The sequence below is a fragment of the Vibrio sp. genome (assembly GCF_047973365.1).
Lineage (GTDB): Bacteria > Pseudomonadota > Gammaproteobacteria > Enterobacterales > Vibrionaceae > Vibrio.
In genome coordinates, this window is record NZ_JBKEBW010000122.1 from 13,381 (window position 1) to 34,243 (window position 20,863).

29 protein-coding genes and 1 pseudogene are annotated in these 20,863 nt (G+C 42.9%); 15 read left to right on the plus strand and 15 right to left on the minus strand.

Features of this window, described 5'->3' with window-relative positions; all coding sequences use genetic code 11:
* Nucleotides 1-149 precede the first annotated feature (149 nt).
* Complete coding sequence (locus ACK5MF_RS15355; RefSeq protein ID WP_416923455.1) at nt 150-512, plus strand: hypothetical protein; 363 nt, start codon at nt 150-152, stop codon at nt 510-512.
* Nucleotides 513-544: 32 nt separating this feature from the next.
* Here ACK5MF_RS15355 and ACK5MF_RS15360 read toward each other — a convergent pair whose 3' ends face one another.
* The 8 genes from ACK5MF_RS15360 to ACK5MF_RS15395 all read right to left on the minus strand — a co-directional run bounded on the left by ACK5MF_RS15360 (nt 545) and on the right by ACK5MF_RS15395 (nt 4,991).
* On the minus strand, nt 545-1,135 hold the full coding sequence (locus tag ACK5MF_RS15360) for a hypothetical protein (RefSeq protein ID WP_416923456.1): 591 nt from the start codon (nt 1,133-1,135) through the stop codon (nt 545-547).
* Nucleotides 1,132-1,722, minus strand: a complete 591-nt coding sequence (locus ACK5MF_RS15365; protein ID WP_416923457.1) for an MT-A70 family methyltransferase — start codon at nt 1,720-1,722, stop codon at nt 1,132-1,134. The genes ACK5MF_RS15360 and ACK5MF_RS15365 overlap by 4 nt, the downstream gene beginning before the upstream one ends.
* Nucleotides 1,719-2,447, minus strand: a complete 729-nt coding sequence (locus ACK5MF_RS15370; protein ID WP_416923458.1) for an ATP-binding protein — start codon at nt 2,445-2,447, stop codon at nt 1,719-1,721. Before ACK5MF_RS15370 ends, ACK5MF_RS15365 begins: the two co-directional genes overlap by 4 nt.
* A 1-nt stretch (nt 2,448) precedes the next feature.
* The gene (locus ACK5MF_RS15375) at nt 2,449-3,180 is read right to left on the minus strand and encodes a helix-turn-helix domain-containing protein (protein WP_416923459.1); all 732 of its coding nucleotides are present in this window, start codon (nt 3,178-3,180) and stop codon (nt 2,449-2,451) included.
* The gene (locus tag ACK5MF_RS15380) at nt 3,177-3,689 is read right to left on the minus strand and encodes a hypothetical protein (RefSeq protein ID WP_416923460.1); all 513 of its coding nucleotides are present in this window, start codon (nt 3,687-3,689) and stop codon (nt 3,177-3,179) included. Before ACK5MF_RS15380 ends, ACK5MF_RS15375 begins: the two co-directional genes overlap by 4 nt.
* The gene (locus ACK5MF_RS15385; RefSeq protein ID WP_416923461.1) at nt 3,659-3,949 is read right to left on the minus strand and encodes a hypothetical protein; all 291 of its coding nucleotides are present in this window, start codon (nt 3,947-3,949) and stop codon (nt 3,659-3,661) included. Before ACK5MF_RS15385 ends, ACK5MF_RS15380 begins: the two co-directional genes overlap by 31 nt.
* Nucleotides 3,950-4,154: 205 nt before the next feature.
* On the minus strand, nt 4,155-4,700 hold the full coding sequence (locus ACK5MF_RS15390; RefSeq protein WP_416923462.1) for a toxin YdaT family protein: 546 nt from the start codon (nt 4,698-4,700) through the stop codon (nt 4,155-4,157).
* Nucleotides 4,701-4,748: 48 nt separating this feature from the next.
* Nucleotides 4,749-4,991, minus strand: coding sequence for a helix-turn-helix domain-containing protein (locus tag ACK5MF_RS15395; protein ID WP_416923463.1), 243 nt, complete (start codon nt 4,989-4,991; stop codon nt 4,749-4,751).
* 104 nt (nt 4,992-5,095) lie between these two features.
* Between ACK5MF_RS15395 and ACK5MF_RS15400 the strand changes: the two genes are divergently transcribed.
* Nucleotides 5,096-5,794, plus strand: coding sequence for a LexA family protein (locus tag ACK5MF_RS15400; protein ID WP_416923464.1), 699 nt, complete (start codon nt 5,096-5,098; stop codon nt 5,792-5,794).
* Here ACK5MF_RS15400 and ACK5MF_RS15405 read toward each other — a convergent pair.
* From ACK5MF_RS15405 to ACK5MF_RS15415, 3 genes are read right to left on the minus strand one after another with little or no spacing between them, the layout of a single operon-like run.
* Entirely contained in the window at nt 5,779-6,153 is a 375-nt protein-coding gene (locus ACK5MF_RS15405; RefSeq protein ID WP_416923465.1) for a hypothetical protein, read from the minus strand. The genes ACK5MF_RS15400 and ACK5MF_RS15405 overlap by 16 nt on opposite strands.
* A gap of 1 nt (nt 6,154) precedes the next feature.
* Nucleotides 6,155-6,610 carry a hypothetical protein gene (locus ACK5MF_RS15410; protein ID WP_416923466.1) on the minus strand — a complete coding sequence of 152 codons (456 nt, stop codon included), beginning with the start codon at nt 6,608-6,610 and terminating at the stop codon, nt 6,155-6,157.
* Between the two features lie 8 nt (nt 6,611-6,618).
* Nucleotides 6,619-7,194 (minus strand): hypothetical protein, encoded by a 576-nt coding sequence (locus ACK5MF_RS15415; RefSeq protein ID WP_416923467.1) that lies wholly within the window; start codon nt 7,192-7,194, stop codon nt 6,619-6,621.
* Between the two features lie 167 nt (nt 7,195-7,361).
* Here ACK5MF_RS15415 and ACK5MF_RS15420 point away from each other — a divergent pair, with 167 nt between their 5' ends.
* From ACK5MF_RS15420 to ACK5MF_RS15465, 10 genes are all read left to right on the plus strand, one after another.
* Nucleotides 7,362-7,622, plus strand: coding sequence for a hypothetical protein (locus tag ACK5MF_RS15420; protein WP_416923468.1), 261 nt, complete (start codon nt 7,362-7,364; stop codon nt 7,620-7,622).
* 89 nt (nt 7,623-7,711) lie between these two features.
* Nucleotides 7,712-8,041, plus strand: coding sequence for a hypothetical protein (locus tag ACK5MF_RS15425; RefSeq protein ID WP_416923469.1), 330 nt, complete (start codon nt 7,712-7,714; stop codon nt 8,039-8,041).
* 160 nt (nt 8,042-8,201) lie between these two features.
* Nucleotides 8,202-8,444 carry a hypothetical protein gene (locus ACK5MF_RS15430; protein ID WP_416923470.1) on the plus strand — a complete coding sequence of 81 codons (243 nt, stop codon included), beginning with the start codon at nt 8,202-8,204 and terminating at the stop codon, nt 8,442-8,444.
* 1 nt (nt 8,445) lies between these two features.
* Nucleotides 8,446-8,796, plus strand: a complete 351-nt coding sequence (locus ACK5MF_RS15435) for a hypothetical protein (RefSeq protein ID WP_416923471.1) — start codon at nt 8,446-8,448, stop codon at nt 8,794-8,796.
* 69 nt (nt 8,797-8,865) lie between these two features.
* The gene (locus ACK5MF_RS15440) at nt 8,866-9,099 is read left to right on the plus strand and encodes a hypothetical protein (protein WP_416923472.1); all 234 of its coding nucleotides are present in this window, start codon (nt 8,866-8,868) and stop codon (nt 9,097-9,099) included.
* Between the two features lie 3 nt (nt 9,100-9,102).
* Nucleotides 9,103-9,426 carry a hypothetical protein gene (locus ACK5MF_RS15445; RefSeq protein ID WP_416923473.1) on the plus strand — a complete coding sequence of 108 codons (324 nt, stop codon included), beginning with the start codon at nt 9,103-9,105 and terminating at the stop codon, nt 9,424-9,426.
* Nucleotides 9,427-10,017, plus strand: coding sequence for a 3'-5' exoribonuclease domain-containing protein (locus tag ACK5MF_RS15450; RefSeq protein WP_416923474.1), 591 nt, complete (start codon nt 9,427-9,429; stop codon nt 10,015-10,017).
* 40 nt (nt 10,018-10,057) lie between these two features.
* Nucleotides 10,058-11,536, plus strand: coding sequence for a DNA sulfur modification protein DndB (locus tag ACK5MF_RS15455; protein WP_416923475.1), 1,479 nt, complete (start codon nt 10,058-10,060; stop codon nt 11,534-11,536).
* A 69-nt stretch (nt 11,537-11,605) separates the two neighbouring features.
* The gene (locus ACK5MF_RS15460) at nt 11,606-13,027 is read left to right on the plus strand and encodes a DNA cytosine methyltransferase (protein ID WP_416923476.1); all 1,422 of its coding nucleotides are present in this window, start codon (nt 11,606-11,608) and stop codon (nt 13,025-13,027) included.
* 45 nt (nt 13,028-13,072) lie between these two features.
* Nucleotides 13,073-13,267 (plus strand): helix-turn-helix transcriptional regulator, encoded by a 195-nt coding sequence (locus ACK5MF_RS15465; RefSeq protein WP_416923477.1) that lies wholly within the window; start codon nt 13,073-13,075, stop codon nt 13,265-13,267.
* Nucleotides 13,268-13,296: 29 nt separating this feature from the next.
* On the opposite strand, the gene ACK5MF_RS15470 is transcribed toward ACK5MF_RS15465, so the two are convergent.
* Entirely contained in the window at nt 13,297-14,490 is a 1,194-nt protein-coding gene (locus ACK5MF_RS15470) for a tyrosine-type recombinase/integrase (protein WP_416923478.1), read from the minus strand.
* 418 nt (nt 14,491-14,908) lie between these two features.
* On the opposite strand from ACK5MF_RS15470, the gene zur reads away from it, so the two are divergent.
* Both zur and ACK5MF_RS15480 read left to right on the plus strand, forming a co-directional pair.
* Nucleotides 14,909-15,358: a zinc uptake transcriptional repressor Zur gene (gene zur, locus ACK5MF_RS15475; RefSeq protein ID WP_416923479.1), complete on the plus strand. Its 450-nt coding sequence runs from the start codon at nt 14,909-14,911 to the stop codon at nt 15,356-15,358.
* Between the two features lie 25 nt (nt 15,359-15,383).
* Nucleotides 15,384-15,845, plus strand: a complete 462-nt coding sequence (locus tag ACK5MF_RS15480) for a chemotaxis protein CheX (RefSeq protein WP_416923480.1) — start codon at nt 15,384-15,386, stop codon at nt 15,843-15,845.
* A 229-nt stretch (nt 15,846-16,074) separates the two neighbouring features.
* Here the strand turns inward: ACK5MF_RS15480 and pgi are convergent, their stop codons facing one another.
* The gene (gene pgi, locus ACK5MF_RS15485) at nt 16,075-17,727 is read right to left on the minus strand and encodes a glucose-6-phosphate isomerase (RefSeq protein ID WP_416923483.1); all 1,653 of its coding nucleotides are present in this window, start codon (nt 17,725-17,727) and stop codon (nt 16,075-16,077) included.
* A 218-nt stretch (nt 17,728-17,945) separates the two neighbouring features.
* On the minus strand, nt 17,946-19,358 hold the full coding sequence (locus ACK5MF_RS15490; RefSeq protein ID WP_416923481.1) for a replicative DNA helicase: 1,413 nt from the start codon (nt 19,356-19,358) through the stop codon (nt 17,946-17,948).
* A gap of 301 nt (nt 19,359-19,659) precedes the next feature.
* Between ACK5MF_RS15490 and ACK5MF_RS15495 the strand changes: the two genes are divergently transcribed.
* A complete protein-coding gene (locus ACK5MF_RS15495) occupies nt 19,660-20,424 on the plus strand; it encodes a DUF481 domain-containing protein (RefSeq protein WP_416923482.1) in 765 nt (254 codons plus the stop codon).
* A 263-nt stretch (nt 20,425-20,687) separates the two neighbouring features.
* Here the strand turns inward: ACK5MF_RS15495 and ACK5MF_RS15500 are convergent.
* Nucleotides 20,688-20,863 (minus strand): annotated as a pseudogene (locus tag ACK5MF_RS15500) (group II intron reverse transcriptase/maturase); the annotation flags it as partial.

Sequence of the window (20,863 nt, forward strand, 5' to 3'; positions counted from 1 at the left end):
TAATTGTATCTCATGTTGGGGTGAGTGTCAATGTTCACCCACTAAATATAGATAAAATGTGACTGCCATCACCGTTAAAGTTTCTATTCCTATTATGAAATAACTTATAGTTCAATTTATTCAATAAGATAAATAGAAAAGGAAATAGTGTGCGCATTAAAAATTTAAACGACGTAGTTTCATGGGAGCACATCGGAGAAGCTCAAAAAGGAGTCCACCCAATATATTGGATTTGTTGGCTAGTAATCTTTATCCCTGCTCTTATTGTTGTGTACATCTTCCATAAAAAGCAGTATCCATTAATAGAACTAACCTATAAAGATGGAAGTAAAACAGAAGTCATCGTTCCGCCCATAGAAGAAAATAGCTTCATGAAAAAAATGGACAGTGTTGGGGCCACCGAGATTTATCAAGATGAGTTTAATGATGATTATAAACATTGCCCATACTGCGATGAAGAAATTAAGAAAAAGGCCATAATTTGTAAGCACTGTGGTCAAAGTATTGAATAGAATAAGGCCGTCATTGTGACGGCCTTATGTTATCAAGCCGCGGCCTCCCTCTCCTCCACCGCTACCCGTTCCATCATCGCCAACATTGCTGCAGTTCTTTGCCCCAATAACCATTTCACCATCTCAGGCAAAATTGGGTGATAGGCTTTAAATCGAGAATAGGTGATCGGGTGTGTTTGGCAAAAAACTGAAAAGCGCGTCTCACAATCCCATTCAATACGGCCATCCGTGCAACACATACATTTACGCATGTTACGGTGTTTATCTTTCACTCTTCCGCTGCCGTTGCATTCTGGGCAAATACGCCCCTGTGCATTGCAGGCTTCCATGATTGCCGTGACGCATAACGCTTGTAATGCTTTTTCTGGGTAAGTGCCGCGCCAGTCTTGCATTAAGCGCCCAGCTTCACCCAGTGTGGCTTTATAAAGTAACTTGGCACTGTACTGATCATTGAGGCATTCAACAAACAACACCAGAAAACCCACTGGTGAATGCTTCCATGAGATCCCCACCATCGCCAGCTGTTCATCCAAACCAAACAAACCTTTACCACCTGCGGTTTGCATGGCTTCATAGTTGATGCCTTTTAAATTGAACTTAGCCAGTAACGTTTCTGGTTTCATGCGCTTGCCTCCATGCTTTCTTGCTGCTCATGTTCTGCAGCATCAATAACAATCGATTCATTCACTTCATTACCGAACACATCCCAACCGGGTGTTGCAGTACGAGCAAACAATTCAAGTCTTGGAACATCACCGGCTAACTGCACAATGTCTTCACGGAATTCATTCGGCTTTTCACTATGGCGCCCAACAGGTGCGCGACGAACTGCACGAACGCTACGGCTTGCAGGTTTAAACTTCCCTTTCGTGGCAATAATGGCGGACTCAGATCCCGCGCGAGTGTAATACCCCATTCCAAAAAATGGATTGTTTTGCACTGTGAGCTTTTCCCAAACAAAGCCATTCATATTTTTAAGCGTAAAGCCCCACGCCTGAACTAAATCGATCGCTTCTTGTGGCATAGCACCTACCCACCACATCACCAATAAACAATCGTCTGCTGCAAGCTCGTTAATTGGCATGGCTTTTAAATCCGCTATGCTCATGCAATCGTAGTGAGAGGCTGCGCCAGAATTCATGTTTCCGCCGCTTTTCTTGGAATTAAACGCCCACGGAGGATCGGCATAAATGACACTGTATTTTTTCATGCTACTTTCCTCCCTGCTTTTCGGTAACTATCCCACGTAAACGCAACCCATTGGCCGCCGTTCTCCATCAAACGCTCTACGGCACGTTCGCCCAAGCATTCCACCAATTCGTTATTGGCTAAATTGGTAAGTACACCCGTTGGCTTATCGGCAATGTAACGGTTATCAATGATTTGGTTGAGCATGATCGCTTCGTTATTGTTTCGACGTTGCAGGCCGACTTCATCCAAAATCAATAAATCAACTTGGCTTAGGTGCTTGATGATCTGCGTTTCGGTCACTTCTGGGTTTGGTTGGTACGAGTTACGTAATTGCATCATCAAATCCGATACCGTGATCACCACCACCGATTTTTTACGCGCCAGCAAACCGTTACCAATCGCACAAGCAAGGTGATTTTTTCCCGTACCAGGGCGGCCGCTAAACACAAAACTGCGTGAAGCTTGGTTTAAGTAGCCATCAAACAAACCACGGGCTATTTGATAAGCTTGGCGCTGTTCCGCTCGGTCGGTGTAGTAATTATCAAACGAGCAATTCAAATGTTTTTTCTTAATGCCACAACGACCAATCACTTGTTTCACCTTAGTGGTTTGGCAATGTTCGTACGCTTCACGGCTGAACTTGGCAGCCTCTTGTTCATGAAATGCTCGCAGCTCTGCCACCGTAGTAAACTTGGGTTGCACATGTGCCGGCACGCAACGTTGTAATCGTTCAAATACATTCATATCAAAACCCCTCCGGGCGAGAATAATCCGCACCAGCCGCGCCGATTTGGTTTGCCATTGGCTTAGACTGATAACCTCCACGGTTGGCTTTCAACTCAAACAAACCAAGCCATTCATGATCAATCGACTGATCGACAATCCGCTGCTGCATGGTTTGGTCGCCTTGGCTAAGTTTGATTAACTCGTTCATAGCGCGGCGCTCACCACGAGGTGTTTTGAAGGGCTTCTTGAGCTTGGAGCGATAATCTAACCACTGAGCCCAAGCGACCGTGTTGAGCTGTTCTGGTAATTCAGAATTCTCTAAGCGAGATTTTTTTATAGTTTTTTTAGGTTCACTGACCGGTTCAAAAGAGTGACTGGTTCTGGGTGACACTGTGTCACTAGGGGGTGGTGACTGTGTGTAACTAGGCTGGTGATCCTCTGTCACCACCTCATTACTAGGTGGTGACAATTTGTCACTAGTGACAGAATCAAGTTTTAAGCGAAAAACATTGCTTGAATTTCCCTTTTCACCACTGCGATATGTCACCGCAACCAACCCTAGTTCAACCAGAATTTTCACATGACGCATTGCGCTTCGGCGGCTAATTTCACACTGATCAGCAATATGGTTATACGAAGGCCAACACACCCCGTCATCGTTCGCATTATCGGCTAACTTAACCAATACAAACTTAGTGGTGGTGTTACCTACTTTGGTCTTTAATGCTTTAGCGATATGGATAAGGCTCATGCGGACACCTCCATGACTTCTGATTTCATGAAAGTGATCCAATGTGTATTCGCTCTCTTACCTGAGATATGCCCAAACATCGGTTTGTAAGGAGATAGCTCCAACAGCTCAGCAACTTTAATTTGGACTTCATTCCATTTAAAAATAAGCACACCATTTGGCTCTAATACTCGAAAACATTCAGCAAAACCTCGGCGTAAGTCATCACGCCATTTAGGGGTTAACTTGCCATATTTCATTGCTTGCCAGCTCTTATCGCCAGCTACTTCAAGGTGGGGCGGATCAAATACCACCATTTTGAATTGACCATCACGATAATGAAGGTCTCGAAAATCATTTAAAAAATCTGGCTTAACAATAAAAGAACGTCCGTCACAGAGTTTTGTATCCACCTCTCGAATATCAGAAAAGATTGTTAACGGGTTTTCTTTATCAAACCAAAACATCTTGCTTCCGCAGCAAACATCCAGTACTGGTTTCATAGTGCCCCCTTGAAATTCAGTTTCCATATAGGGGCTGGATCACTCGTTCCTGAGGTTCCAGATATATCAATTAAAACAGCCTTTTCATGCAATGCTTTCACTGAATCAAACACATCATCAAACTCTGCACCACACCAAGCAGCAATAGTCTCGATAGAAAAAATGGGCTTTTGCTCGGCAATCAGCCCCTTACTGTTACAACCTTTGGCCCAATACAACACAATGCATTTTTCAAGTGGCGTGTCAGCTTGGTAATTTAGCGCATCTAAAAAGATCATATTTGCCATCACACACGCCCTCCATTCTCAACCCACAGGCGCGTAAATTCTTCGTGAGAGATTTCCTTCTCTTCCGTTCCGTCGAACACCATCCAGTGATCGATTCCATTTTTAATAACTCTATAAAGTCGCATTGCACATAGTCCTCATGTTGTTTCTTGTGCGCTTTGTGTTGGTCAGACACCGCACGGTAAAGCCAAATTAAGCAGACAAATTAAGCCGCTTTCTTATTCATTAACGCTTCTAAATACTCCAAAAGAGGCGTATGAGAATCTTTGCCCTCTTGTACTTCTCGGTATGCTTCACGCAGTTGGTCAATGCTCGCGTTCTCACCCAATGCGATCACCGCTTGAAACGCTTCCGAAGTTTCTTTGTTGTGTTTAAGCAGAAGTTGATCACGGTTAGCGTTGGCATCGTTCGCACCAATCACGGTGACAGAAAAACCAAACTGATTTAAAAACTGGTTGAGCATGTCGCACGCTCGTTGTGCTGGCATGGCAGTTAAAATGGCGGGATACAAATCCATAATGGTGGATTTGGCTTCATCACTGGTGCGTTCAATAGCACGAAAGAAGTTTTGCCAGTTGTTTTTGTCATCGGCGCCAACCGGTTTTAACAGCTGCTTGGGTTGCGCATCTTCTTCATGCTGCAAATCAAGCTTGTGATACATACGAGCCACGCGACTGGTGATCGCATCTTTCGAGAGTTCACAACGCCAACTTTCCATTGCGTGACGCGTAACGGCCTTTAAACTTTTCATGTGTTATGTCCTTACTGGTTGTTTGTACAGAAAATGACTATTCACAAGCTAAGCAGCTACATGCTGTAACTTGTGGTTATCGGGTAATGTAAATGCTGATGGCGTAAGCAATTTGTGATCAATGCCTGTTAAAACATGAGCTTGTTGCATGCGGCCATATTTGGCAGGAAATTCACCTTGTTTAATCCACTTCAAAACAGATTGATATGAAACCCCAAAGTACTCAGAAGCCCGAGGGACCGAACCATCAAAATATTCATCAATGATTTTTGTAACGATATTAACTTTCATCCTTAACCTCATTACTAACTATTGGTTAGATAATTAAACACTAACTGATAGTTACATGTCAAACAGAATAAAATAGCCATTGGTTAAAGAATTGAGATCTCAATATGAATTACAACGAAAATAAAGCTTTGGAATTTTCTAAAAGGCTCAATGCTGCTTGTGATAAGAAAGGGATCCCTGTTCGTGGTCGCGCAGGTTGGTTACGTAAAAGATTACCTTTTGACATTTCGCTTGTCGCAATCCGTAAATGGTTAGTTGGTGATGCAATACCTGATACTAAGCGTTTGGACGATATTGCAAATATTGTAGGCTCGACAATTGAAGAGTTGTTAGGCGGGCAGCAAACAGAGCAGCACCAAGTGAATGAAGAACGTGCGAATTCAAATCTAGAAAATGCACATTTCGTGAAAGCGAGACTTGTTCCGCTTATTTCTTGGGTGCAAGCAGGCAACTTCTGTCCATCGGATACTCAAGTGCTGCCTCAAGATTGTGAAATGATTATGTGCCCCTCACCAAATGCATCTGAACAAACTTATGCATTACGTGTTATAGGCGACTCAATGACTGCACCCTATGGTAGAAGCTACCCTGAAGGTATGATCATCTTTGTTGATAAGAAAAAGACACCAGTACCTGGTAAACGTGTGATAGCCAGAACTCAGAAAGGTTACACATTCAAAGAACTGGCAGAAAATGAATATGGGGAATGGTACCTAAAAGCACTAAACCCTCAGTTCCCGCCAATTATCGAAGATAATATCGAAATCGATGGTGTGGTGATCGGTAGTTACGATCCGGAGTAAGACTTCAAAGCCTTCTCAACATTAGGATAAGTTCCATTCAAATAAAACTCACTCACAGGTGTTTTAGTGAACTTATCCTTATATTGCATGGCTTTTCCGTTCGCTGCCCAAATGGTGTATTCCGTATCGGAATGAATTTGAACCCAGAACAAGGCATGATTACTTTCATTGGTTTTACAATCAATAAGCCAAACACTTTCAACCTCACTCGGTTTACACGTTGCTTTCGTTATATTGTCTTGAAACTCCCACCATAACTTGTCTTTTGCTTGGTCTACGGCTTTAGGTTCGCTGTTGCAGCCAGAAATACCCAGCACCAACAAACCAACTGAAAGCAAGCTAACTATTTTATTTTTCACTTTATAACCCATTGATAATAACGTTTAGAAAACCATACTGTGTTGTTGTTTTTTCTTCAACATAAACAAACTTCTCATCAGCTTCCTTGCTATAAATTTTATAAACAATGGTACCCTCGTCTAGATCATTAAGAGCTAGATCCCACCCCATATCATTATAAAACTTTACCTGAACGCAAAATTGACCACATTTAGAATGCAGTATATCACCTTCTTTAAAGCGAATAATTGGCCCTTGCGTCCATGATTCAACTATCTTTCCATTTTGAATTTTTGTTGTTTTCAATATATCAAACGCATCTCTAAAACCTCTTTTAACAACAAAATGCCAGTGTTCTGCATCTAGCCGATCTGTAGCTTCAGGAGGAATAATTAGCGTTTTTACTCGCTTAAAAGTGTTGTGGTTATTCTCTTTTCTAGCTTTTCCAATATTTCTTAATACTGTTAATTCATTCATATCAACACCTACGCTAGTTTTTCAGCAAAATGAACAAACTTATCTACAGCCTTGCTCATATCACTAAACGTTGATGTTGTTTGCCCTTTCGCTCTAACCGTCCAAGGACGTTGCTTTTTGTGTTTATCGCCACGAGTAAAGTTTCCGTTTTCATCCATAATCATGTCCCAGGTCCATTCTTCATAACCAATAGAAACAACGAGAGTCTTCTTTATTTTTCCATTTTTAAATGAGTGATGGAGACTAATTAATTGTTCTGATTCATTAAATGCGACAACCCAACCAAATGATTTTAATGTGTCGTGCAAATAAGAATGTGCTGATTCAATATCATCAAAATGAAGAATTTCTGGATCTGGCTCTCGCTCTGGCACACTTTCATGTTCTGAGATTGCCATTTTATGAATTAAGAAAGATTTAACCGTTCCAGTGGTGTAGCACTTTGCCCTCACCTTCCCTGTGTCGTCATTGTAACTGATTGGGCCAATTTCTCTGGAAGAGCCAGGTTGACGCCCACCGTGATAAACAACGGTTAGTTTTTGTTTTCTATCAATTGCATTAAGAATTGCATCCTCAACATTCATTGTGACTCCCTTCCTATCAACTAGTTAAGTTCCTTTTTATACCTCATCTTATTGAACATTTTTCAGACAAAACTAAAAAAACAGAAATAAATAACCAATAGTTATTGACAAAATAAAACACAAACCAATACTATAACCAATAGTTACAAAACAGAAAGGATAAACAAATGAACACACTAACCCTAAACGAACTCACAGGTGTAACGACTAGCCTTGCAACGTTCACCAACAACTTCGATGAGCTGCAAAGCGCAGTGAGTCACTTGCCAGCAACCGATCCAGTGCATGCGCAATTCAAATCGTTTTCTCAGGCAATGCAATCTCTGAATGAAAACTTAGAAGTGCAAATAACAGACGAAATGGCGCAATTGGTACAACAAGCCAATAGCACCTGGCAACAGATCAGCCCCCGCTTAACTGACCACTAAGCGCAAACTTTTTACCAAACCCTTTTTACCAAACTCTTTTTAACAAGAACTATGTGCAATGAGATTTTTTCACTCAATAAGGACAAATTATGACAAACACCGTATGGCATTCACCCGAAACAACTCCAAACATACCGAAAGGAACTGAAGAGCAGTTTTGGCTAGCAGTGAAGAATAAAAGTGGAATTCAGGTATTTATCGCTATCTACCAAAACAGACCGTTGGAGTTAGATGAAAATGGCGAGCTAGTTAGTGATGATTGTTTAATTAATACAGATGGAGAACCTATTGATTCTGTCGGGTGGGTTGTCAATCAAGAACATTATGAGTTTGACAACTATTACACCCCCCTCACATTTCGAGGGGATTCTAATAAGCTGCTTGGGTGGGCAAAACTAGACACCCCATCTTTTCCATAAACAAGAAAGCCCCCGCCGGTGACCAAACCAACAGGGGCTAACTATGTGCAATGAGAATTTTACATCTCACATTCAGTGTACCCCACGGCTGACCACCGTGCAATACGTTACCCTGAGTGTGAATGTTCAACCAAAACATTCAATTTTAAGGACATGTGCAATGATGATTGATACTCGTAACGCTCATGAGGCTTTTATCTGCCAAAACATTAGCAAACAACTATTAGCCGATGGTTACCCCCCCCTAGAGGTAAAACGCGCTACAACGGAGGCTCTGCGCTTTTACCGCTCAACAGCCAAGTTTCACCAAGGCAAAGTGTTCGATGCTTGCTTATCCAGAGCAAAATCCATGCTTGCCCCTCTCAAGAAAGCTACCACCAACAGCAAAAAAAAGAGAGGCTAACATGGCACTAACTCCAGCAGAACGCGCAGCGCGTTACCGTGAAAACAATACGATTTTACGCATTGGTGTGTCAGAGCAAGAACTCGACAAACTGAACCAAATCACCGAGTTCTACGGTTGGCCAAACCAAAACCTCGACAACAGCCAAACCGTGCAACTTATGATCCACCGCTTTTACTCTGAAGTAGAAGCCAAGCGTAAGAAACTAGGCACATGCCAACACTGTGGCGAGCAGCTGCCAGCCGGATGCGCAAAGTTAAAAAAAGGCGGCTTATTTAAAGGCGATTCAAACTGCTTTCACACCACCAACCGCGAGAGCATCACTAATTTAAAACTGGAGATAACAGAATGAGCATTATCAGTTACGCCATCGCTTGTTGCGTATTTCTCGTGTGTTACCACTTCGCCAAGGGAGAAAAGTATGCAGACCAAAAAGCAAAGCCTATTTGAAAGCATGATGAACGTGGTGATCGGCTACTTAGTCGCCCTACTCAGCCAACTAGTGATCTTCCCACTCTTTGGCCTAGACGTTCCATTCAGCGACAACTTATTAATCGGTTTGTGGTTCACCATTATTTCCATCGTGCGCAGCTACGCCCTGCGCCGCTATTTCAACCGCAAACACAGAACCAATCCAATTTTGGATATGAGGTGAGGTATGGATGAAGACAAAGCATTCCTTCATCGCCAACTGGTGAAGCTAGGCGACATGATGGGCGATGGCTTGCACTTAGAGCCAGGTGGAAAATGGATAAGCCAAGAGTATAGAAAGATTGCGCAAGCTCTCGGCATCATCCCAAAGAAAAAACGATCCAATAACTCTCAGGCCATTAACGAGCGAATGGCGCAGCGAGTAAAAGAAACACCATGTTCATTTTGTAATGGAAAACTCAAACAAACCCGCAGTGGTTCTATGCGAGCAAGATGTGTGGAGTGTGGGAAGTTATTCGGATTACTGAAAAGCGTAAGGAGAAAGAATTAGATGACTAACTACAACACAACCGTATTTGACACTGAAACCTGCGGTATTGATAACGGCTCAATCATTCTCACTCTTTCAGCAGTGAAGTTTGACCGCCACGCAAGCAAGTTAGAGCTGAGCCATGAGTGCGAGCTCCACATTAATTTGAGCATTTCAGAGCAAATACTCAAAGGCCGAACCATCGAAAAAGGCACGATTGCTTGGTGGCAAAAGCAAAGTGAAGAAGCTAAGAACGCAGCATTTTATGACGAACAAGATCCGGTTTCTGTATCATTAGAAAGGTTCTTTAAATTTATAGAAGGCACTCAGGTTTATTGCCGTGGTACCGACTTCGATCCACCAAAGCTTGCAAGCTTATGTAAAGATTTTGGCGTAAAGATGCCAATCAAATATAACCAATTCCGTGACGTTCGCACCTACATCGATGCACTAACCGACGGCACAAAAGGCTATATCGAAGACATTGAACCGAAAGGCTTTGTTGCACATGACAGTTTAAGCGACTGTTGGCGTGATGCGACACAAATGATTCATGCTAGGCAATCTCTTTGCCTTATGCCTGAAATTAATTCAAACCAAACCGCCAGCTGACCACTGGCGGGTTAATACAAACCAATAAGGAAAATGTGCAATGAGTACCGAAGGCTATTTTTACAACCTCCCTGCTGCTATTGGTGTACAAGCAGGTCGTTGTTTTTACAATTTATCAATCCCGATGGGTGTTCTTGTAAAGCTACTGCGCGTAGATTCTGGTCACGTTCTTGACCGTTCACAGCGCGAAGTAAACCTGACTCGTGCAAAAAAAGTAGCAAGATACGTCACAGAAAACCCAGACAGCTTTATCATTCCAACAGTAACTGGTGTGGTAGAAACACCAGAGGGAGTTGCAGCACCAACATTTGAGAAAGGCTCTCATGATTGCATTGGCGTTTTAAATATTTCAATGGACTGCGAACTCAAGTTATTTGATGGGCAACATCGAGCTACTGGTATTGCTTACGCTTTGGAAACCAACCCGAATCTTCGTTCTCAATCTGTACCGGTGATGCTATTCACTGAAATGACATTGGCAGAACGAAAACTGGCATTTACTGATATTAACCAAAATGTATCAAAGCCAGCACAAAGCCTAAGCGACGCTTATAACTCCCGTGATCCACTGCCTCAATTTGCAATTGAGCTTGCGACCACATTACCTTGCTTCAAGGAGTTAGTTGATTTCGAAAGAAACACCATTAGTGCCAAGAGTGAGTATTTATTCCCATTGAAAACCATTAAAGATGCGACCGCTTTGCTTTTGAGCGGTAACACTAAAGAGATAAGCGAACCCAACAAAGATCTAGCGCGTCTGTTTTGGACAAGAGTTAGTGAATCTATGTCTTGGGGAGGCTTATTTTTTGGGAATAAAACAACACAAGAGATTAGAAAAACAACGATCGCAACCCACAGTGTCATGATTAACGCTATGGGCTTAGCTGGAAGCATTATTTCTGCTCAAGAGAGTATCGAGAATGTCGACTTTTCTGGCTTATCAAAGCTTGATTATTCAAAGTCATCACCAGATTTTATGCGCCGATGCATTGAACCAGAAACAGGCAGAATGAAAGCCGATAAAACAGCAATAAAGCTTTGCGCAATTCGTTTATTACAAGCGATAGGTTTTACTGCTCCGTCAGAACTGAGCATTCTTGAAAATCATTTTTTCCCTCTAATCGAGATCGATATGCATAAGAGAACAAATGAAACTGAGATAGAACAGGCTTACAACCCCACATTAAACCCTGATTTCGAATTGGACCTTCACTCGATACACTCACAAGAAGATATGAAAAATGCATTGATTCATACGTACACAAACAATGAATGGAGCGAATCAGATATTCATGAAATCACGGAAAGATTATTCACCGTACTAACGGAACGTGAAGGTTCTCATGCAAATGCGCTAATGGATGATATAGGAAAAGAAGCGACCGAAGATGAAGCAAAAGCAATCTATTTCACAGCATTCGAACGCTTCCTGCTCGACCTAAATGAAACCAACAATGCTTCAGCTCTTTTCAATATCCGTGAAATACGAAGAACCGTTAGAAAAAATCTTTCTGCGTAACAACACCACCGCCAGCTGACCACTGGCGGGAACATCAATCTTTATTTAATTACGTGCAATGAGATTAAAATGATTAATAAAAATGAAATTATTGTAGACAACTTTGCCGGAGGTGGCGGCGCTTCCACTGGCATTGAAATGGCGCTTGGTCGCTCAGTCGATATCGCAATCAATCACGATCCCGATGCTATCGATATGCATCGGCTAAATCATCCAGACACAAAACACTATTGTGAATCAGTGTGGGATGTTGACCCTATTGAAGCATGCGAAGGTCGTCCTGTTGGATTGGCTTGGTTCTCACCAGATTGTAAACACTTCTCAAAAGCCAAAGGTAATCGTCCTGTCGATAAAAATATCCGCGGTCTTGCTTGGGTTGCCGTTCGTTGGTCTGCGCTAGTAAAGCCTCGCATGCTAATGCTGGAGAATGTTGAAGAGTTTTTAACGTGGGGGCCAGTTGTTGAAGTGTCACCTGGTAAGTTTAAGCCATGTCCTGACCGTAAAGGGGAAACATTTGAAGCGTTCATAAAGGCGCTATCAACAGGATTAGATCCAGCCCACCCGGCTTGGGAAGAAATCAAAACTGCTTTAGGTGATAACTTTCCTTATGAGCAGCTTGAGAAGGGTTTAGGCTACAACATCGAATGGAATGTAATTAAGGCGTGTGATTATGGAGCGCCAACCATCCGTAAACGTTTCTTTTTGATTGCCAGAAATGATGGTGAGGAAATTCAATGGCCAGTGCCAACACATGGCGAACAAGGCACAGGATTACTACCTTACAAAACCGCAGCAGACATCATTGATTGGACCATTCCGGTTAAGTCTATTTTTGGACGTAAAAAGCCATTGGTAGAAGCAACTATAAATCGCATTGTTAAAGGTTTGGATAAATTTATATTCAATCATGATGATCCATTTATTGTGCCTGAGAAATGTGTAATGCCATTCATTACAGAATATGCAAACTCATCAAATCAGAGGGTATTTGCAGGAAATGAACCGTTACGAACGTTAACTTCTGCAACGAAAGGACTTAACTTCGCATTAGTAACTAGCCACATGGTTAAGCTAAGAGGTGACAATATCGGGCATAGAACCGATGAGCCTGTTCACACCATTTCAGCCGGCGGATTTCATATTGGCGAAGTTCGAGCGTTCTTAATTCAATACTACGGCACCAGCACAGGCCATGAACTAGATCGCCCGCTTGGAACAGTAACCACTAAAGATCGTTTTGGATTAGTCACAATCAAAGGCGAGCAATATCAAATTGTCGATATCGGCATGCGGATGCTAGAGCCTCACGAGCTATTCGCAGCACAAAGCTTTCCAGAAGACTACGTGATCGCCCACGATAGTTCCGGCAGGAGGCTATCAAAACAAAAACAAGTAGCTCGATGCGGCAATGCGGTTCCGCCATTGGTTGCTAAAGCATTAGTTGAGGCAAACCTAAACATTAACATCGAAGCCGAGCAAGTCGCGGCTTAACGAAACTCCGCCAACTGACCACTGGCGGATTTAAGGAGAAATATTATGAGTGCAATGAGTATTTTAACTGAATCAGATTCCCTATACATCACCGACAAAGAAATCATGGAAGCACTGGAAATTAGCCAACCAACCCTATGGCGCAAAACCAAGAAAGACAACTTTCCAGAACCCGTCATTCGAGGCCGAAGAGCTAGAAAAGCTGTTATCGATTGGCTTGTTTCCAAAGGTATGCTGTAAGTAAGGGGCGTGATGCCCCTTTTGTTATTCTAGCCCTTTAAAATTACGCACCACTTTTCATACGCTTCGCGCTGTTCGTCCAAGTAGTTGTAATCTAAATAATGGCTCTGAACGCCTGTATGAACCTTATGCCCTAACATCACCTCTGCGACATTGTGAGGAATACCAAGCGACTCCCATATATTACGTGCGGTTCTACGCATATCATGGTTGGTGGTTCGTGGGTAGCCTAGCCTTTCCATTTCATCTGCAAGCCTAGCACCAAAACCAACAGGGACATTTGCTGCCATTGGCCTCGTTTGTTCTTTGTTAACGGGTGGGAACAGGTATTCTGAATCAGGCCATATATGCAGCTGGTTATTAATAACCTCGGCAGCTAAATCTGGTATAGCTCGAACAATATCACCGCCGCCCTTTTTCCTGATCTTGTTGTTTTCTTCCGGTACCGTCCAAACGCGTTTATTCAAATCAAAATCGACTTTTTTAGCTAACCTGAGCTCATTACTTCGATTAGCGAAAATGACCATGAGCCGCAGAAAGTTTTTGTTGCTCTCATGGATTTTTAAGTTTGAGATGGCTTGGAACAAAACAGGCGAAGCAGTCTTATCTTGCTTAGTCCGTTTGATTGCGGTTGGCTCTCCAACATCTTTCTTTTTAAGTTCTGATAAGACGTTATATTTGATAATGCCTTCGCGTACACCAAATGATAAAACCTGTTTAAATCGAGACATCAAGTTAGCTGAATGCTTGGGGCCAACACGTTCTCTGGCTTTACGAAAAACAGGCATGCAATCGCTTAATTCAAGTTCATGAATGCTGAAGTCCCCAATATGTGGAGTAATGTCATTCTCAAACATGGTTTTAAACATCGGCCAGCGCTTAATGCTATGTTGAGCGTGGTTTTCAATCCAATACTCAATAAGTTCATTCACCGTTTGAGGAAGTGAAGGTTTTTCAATATGGTGAACTAATCGAGGATCTTTCCCTGCTTGAAGAATGGCAAAACGCTTGTCTCGCTCTCTCATGGCGTCACTCATTTTCATATTTGGGTAACTGCCTATCTTCATGCGAATTTGCTTTTTCTGATAGTAACAGCGGTAAATCCATGAAATTTTACCTTTTGGGCTAATCCTAACCCCAACGCCATCACGGTGCATAAACTCTGGATCACCATCATAAGGTTTTCCATGCCGAGCCCTTAACCAAGCATCTGTTATCGCCATTTTTGTCCTTACATTTCTATTTGATTTAAGTACCAAAAATAAATTTGGTACTCATTTGGTACTTATCATAGATGAATGCAAAAGAAATGGAATGATAAAAAACAGGTTAAAACTTGGAAGTTGAATCTCGAAATCTAAATTAAGTCATTGATTTTAATTAACTAAATGAAAGTAAAAGCAGATAAAAGAAGATTTAAGAAAAAGGAAGAATATCGAAGTAGATCACATAACCAGTTTCACAAGTAAACTATGCCAACGATATCTCCGAACAGATGTTATAGAGTATCGTTTTATCACGATATAAGGTAAGTTAGCGCTAACCCTTTTTTGGCGATATACCCATTCATAACCGCTTATTGTTTTAACAATGCGCTTTATCAATGAATAAATGGTATATCATTACTTAAGTCCAAAGATTATGGTGATACAATTGGACACTAAGCTAACAGAGCAAGTAGAAGAAATTTGTGCAACACGAGGGGTTAGACTGACCTCTCAGCGTAAGCGAGTATTTGAGCTTATTTGTGCAAATGCAAAAGCATCCAGCGCCTATGAGCTGTTGGATGACTTAAAAAAAAGTGAACCACAGGCGAAACCACCTACGGTCTATCGAGCGTTAGACTTCTTAATGGAGCAAGGCTTTATCCATAGAGTGGAATCGACAAACAGTTTTATTTCTTGCTGCTCTTGTAATGCACATAAGCACTTTTCGCAGTTATTAATTTGTGACCAGTGTGGTAATGTCGTCGAGCTACAAAATGATAATTTGATAGCCCAACTGGCGAAGAATGCTGAGCAACATGGTTTTACTATTACTAACCACGTGATTGAATCACACGGTGTATGTAAATCTTGCTCCTCGAAATAATTTTTGATTCAGATAGAAGAAGGTTATGCGCGCTGAATTTGTAAACCCGTTTCTCGCGTCTTTAATGAACGTGTTAAAAACAATGGCTTCTTTAGAATTGAAGCCTCAAAAGCCTCGTCTAAAGAAAGATGAGATTGCCCGTGGCGATGTCTCAGGGTTAATTGGCATGGTCGGTAATCAAACGCGTGGCTCAATGTCGATTACTTTTGATGAGAGCCTAGCTCTGGAAATTATGCAAAACATGCTAGGTGAAAAACCAAACGGTTTAAACGAAGAAGTGACGGATATGGTCGGTGAAATTACCAACATGGTCACTGGCGGTGCGAAGCGTATTCTGGCTGAAAGTGGGTTTGATTTTGATATGGCGACACCCGTTGTTGTTTCAGGTAAAGGTCACACCATTCGTCACAAATGCGAAGGCTCGATCATTATCATGCCTTTCTCTTCTCAATGGGGTAATGCTTTCATTGAGATCTGTTTTGAGTAACCCACTCTTGACACTTATACTCAAACTACTTGAAGTTGCAGGTAGGCGGCAAGTGAGTGAATCCCCATGAGCATAGATAAACTATGTGATTGGGGTGAACGAACGTAGACAACACCGCTGCAGCTTCAAGTAGGAAGAGTATATACGATAAACATAAAAAGGCTGATGTATTAACATCAGCCTTTTTGCATTCCAGAGCCTCGTTTACCCACATAGGCTCTTGTCGATATCAACCACGTAACGCTTTAAATGCGTTAATCAAACCGTTAGTTGAGCTATCGTGTGAGTCTACTGCTGAATCATCGGCCAATTCAGGTAAGATTTGGTTTGCTAGTTGTTTACCTAGCTCAACACCCCATTGGTCAAAAGTGAAGATGTTCCAAATGATGCCTTGAACGAAGATTTTATGTTCGTACATAGCAATCAAATTACCTAGAGAGCGAGGCGTAATTTGCTTCACCAGAATAGAGTTGGTTGGGCGGTTACCTGCAAACACTTTGAAAGGAACGAGTTTCGCCACTTGTTCTGCGTTCATACCCGCTTTTTCAAGCTCAGCTTTCACTGTTGCAGCAGACTTACCAAACGCTAACGCTTCAGTTTGAGCAAAGAAGTTCGACATCAGTTTTTGGTGATGATCGCTGGTTGGGTTGTGAGTCACAGCCGGAGCAATGAAATCACATGGGATCATCTTAGTACCTTGGTGGATCAACTGATAGAAAGCGTGTTGACCGTTAGTACCTGGTTCACCCCAAATAATTGGCCCAGTTTGGTAGCTGACAGCGTTACCGTCACGATCTGTGTACTTACCGTTTGATTCCATGTTGCCTTGTTGGAAGTAGGCAGCAAATCGGTGCATGTATTGGTCGTATGGCAGAATCGCTTCTGATTCCGCGCCGTGGAAGTTGTTGTACCAAATACCAATCAACGCCAAGATCACTGGAATGTTGCTTTCAAACGGTGTGGCTACGAAGTGGTTATCCATTTCGTGAGCACCCGTTAGAAGCTCAACGAAGTTTTCGTAACCGATGGAAAGAATAATAGACAGACCGATAGCAGACCATAGTGAGTAACGACCGCCCACCCAGTCCCAGAAACCGAACATATTGTCAGTATCAATACCAAACTCAGATACAGCGCCAGCGTTAGTAGACAGAGCGGCAAAGTGCTTCGCTACATGCGCTTCATCGCCAGCCGCTTTTAAGAACCAACTACGCGCAGAGTGTGCGTTGGTCATGGTTTCTTGAGTAGTGAATGTTTTTGACGCCACGAGGAATAACGTGGTTTCAGGGTCCACTTTTTTCAACGTTTCCGCGATATGAGTACCATCAACGTTAGAAACAAAGTGCATCGTCAGATGGTTTTTGTATGGCGTTAACGCTTCAGTCACCATGTATGGACCAAGGTCTGAACCACCGATACCGATGTTGACCACATCCGTAATCGCTTTACCTGTGTAGCCTTTCCACTCGCCACCAATAACACGCTCAGAGAATGCTTTCATCTTTTCAAGCACAGCATTCACTTCTGGCATCACATCTTGACCGTAAGCCAATACGGGTTTGTTGCTGCGGTTACGCAGTGCGGTGTGAAGCACGGCACGACCTTCAGTTTGGTTAATAGCTTCACCACTGAACATCGCTTGAATCGCACCTTTCACATCGGTTTCTTCAGCCAAGGCAAACAAATGCTTCATTGTTTCTTGGTTTACAAGGTTCTTTGAATAGTCGACAAGAATGTCGCTGCCAAATTTTGCTGAGTACTTAGCGAAACGCTCACTATCTTCTGCGAACAGAGATTTAAGGTTCATTCCCTGCACTGACTCAAAATGCGCAGTCAGAGCTTTCCAAGCTTGAGTTTGCGTTGGATTGATGTTTTTCAACATGGTATCTATCCCGATATACAGTAGGTATTGTTCAAACAATCTTGGCTGCTCTTCATCGATGAAGCGCAGGTTGATTGTTGGATCCCCGATTAATAAAAAATAAAAGTAAAAATGCTACCAATAAGAGTAGCAAAAAATGGTATTAAATTTTAGCAGGCAATTATCGCTTAACCGTTGCCCATTCTCTTTGAGTTAGGTCAGTAAAGCATAACCACATGTTATTCATTGTCGAAATCGAATGCCGGTCCCGCATAGTTATCAAAACGAGAGAACTGCCCCTGGAAGGTCAGACGAACAGAGCCGATAGGACCGTTACGCTGCTTACCGATAATGATTTCAGCTGTGCCCTTCAAAGCACTGTCTGGGTGATAAACCTCATCACGATAGATAAACATGATTAAGTCGGCATCCTGCTCGATAGAGCCTGATTCACGCAAGTCCGAGTTCACCGGGCGTTTATCAGCACGTTGTTCAAGCGAGCGGTTAAGCTGAGAAAGCGCAACCACAGGCACATTTAACTCTTTGGCTAATGCTTTTAGCGAGCGGGAGATCTCAGCGATTTCCAGAGTACGGTTATCAGATAGCGACGGAACACGCATTAACTGCAAGTAGTCGACCATGATAAGCGACAGACCACCACGCTCACGGGCAATGCGTCTGGCACGAGAACGAACCTCCGTCGGCGTCAAACCTGAACTGTCATCAATGTACATATTCTTCTTCTCCATCAAAATTCCCATGGTAGAAGAAATACGCGCCCAATCCTCATCATCCAATTGACCGGTACGGATCTTGGTTTGGTCAACCCGGGATAAAGACGCGAGCATACGCATCATGATCTGTTCGGCTGGCATCTCTAGCGAGAAGATCAGCACAGGTTTTTCTTGCTCCATCGCGGCGTTTTCACATAAGTTCATCGCGAAGGTGGTTTTACCCATCGATGGACGAGCGGCGACAATAACCAAATCTGAACCCTGAAGACCTGCCGTTTTCTTATTCAGGTCAGTAAAACCGGTGTTCACACCCGTCACACCATCTTGAGGACTTTTATACAGCAGCTCGATTCGTTCTAGAGTTTTCTCAAGAATGTTATCGACGTTCTGAGGGCCTTCATTCTCATTGGTTCGCGCTTCAGCAATGGCGAAAACTTTACTCTCAGCTAAATCCAACAAGTCTTCTGAACTGCGCCCCTGCGGGTCATAACCCGCATCGGCAATTTCATTGGCAACACCGATCAGGCTACGAACCAAAGCACGTTCAGCGACAATTTCCGCATAAGCATTAATGTTTGCCGCACTTGGCGTGTTTTTAGCTAAATCAGCAAGGTAGGCAAAACCACCGACATCTTCAAGCTGTTCACGCTGCTCCAAATACTCAGATAGAGTAATCAAATCGAGCGGTTTGCTCGCTTCAAGAATGGATTTTACTGCATCGAAGATATTGCGGTGCGGGCGGCTGTAAAAGTCAGAGCTCACCACTCGTTCAGAAACGGTATCCCAACGCTCATTATCCAAAAGCAAACCGCCAATCACTGACTGTTCAGCTTCTAACGAATGCGGTGGTACTTTGATAGCATCAACTTGTGCATCTGCAGTTTTACGATATCGCTTTTCTGTACGGGGTTCTGCCATTATGTTACTCAATAATTCTGGGACCCAATCGGGCCTTACGAGCTAAATTGCCGTTTATTATACCCAAGTCCCTTCAATATGCGAGAGCGGGGATAACTGCATGATGAAGACAAAATGCCTATCAGCTTTATAGCCCCTGAGATTTAGTGTCATTTTCATCTTCTAGCAGAGGATTTTTCTTAAACTGGCGAGCTTTCCTCTACATTGCTTGGTTATTAATGCAGAATTAACCGTAATCTGACTCAAGATCCATTGGCTGCAATTATTATTTGCGACCATCAATGATTCACCGAGGTACTTTGTGTCCAAATTGTGGCTTCTCAGTATTAGCTTGCTAGCGTTCAATGCAGCTTTTGCCAAGGAAGATACGAGCAAAGATAAGGACATTGAAGTGCCTTCACCGTGGGATACCCAAGTTGAGTTTGGCTATCAAGCTCACTCAGGTAACACCACTTCTGAAGCACTGAATTCGCGCCTAAAATCAGAATACACATCAGGGCGTTACCGTACTACCGGTGACTGGAAGTTCTATCGCCTGGAAAAAAATGGCAAAGAGACCAAACGCCAATCGACCTATTCTTTACAAAGTGACTATAAGCTCGGAGCCGATACTTACCTCTATAGCAGCTTCAAAGGTATGGATTCACAGTACACAGCTTATTTTAAAGACTTTACTGTGTCAGGAGGTCTGGGTTATCAGGTGGCAAACAGCAAAACACTGCTACTGGAAGTGGAGTTGGGACCGGGTTATCGCTATCAAGAGCCGAACTTAGACGAAATAGACGATGATGATATCGTGTTTCCTGATGTGGTTCAGGAACCGATTTTCCGTACCAACGTTCGCGCTAACTGGCAAGTGCTTGATAACTTACAGTTCGGTATCGATCTCACTCATATCACTGGTGAAAGTAACACCATGTGGGATAGTGACATCAGCGTTACCAATAATATCACTGAAGACATCGCATTAAAGCTTAGCCAATCACGTCAATATCACGACAAAGTGCCAGAAGGTTTAAGCAAGGCAGACAGTATTTTTTCCATCAACTTGCTGTTTATCTTTTAGAACATCGTATATTTCATACCATTCTGGAAAAGTTTCAGGTCAGTGAATGGGTGTCGATAAGCAAACCCGCTGAGCCATGGATGGCTCAGCGGAGCCCCATGGAAGGGTTGATGCGTGTTTGTGTTCGACACTCATTCGCTGTTCCAACGATGCCTAATTTGATCATATTTTTACCTAGGTTGGTACCAGGCATAATCGAGTAGGGTGAGGCGTTACCGCCTCATCCCTCTCACAGAACCGTACGTACGGACCTCGTATACGGCTCATGCATACTTCCATTCAGCATAATTGCTAAACACATACCCTGTTCCTACTTGCTCAAGATTTACCAACCCCAGTTCGTTGAACCATTGGTTTGGCATCGCATAACTGGCTAGAGGACTTTGCGCATTTCTCCAACTACTCATTCGGATAAATCTAAACGGCGGCTTATATCCAA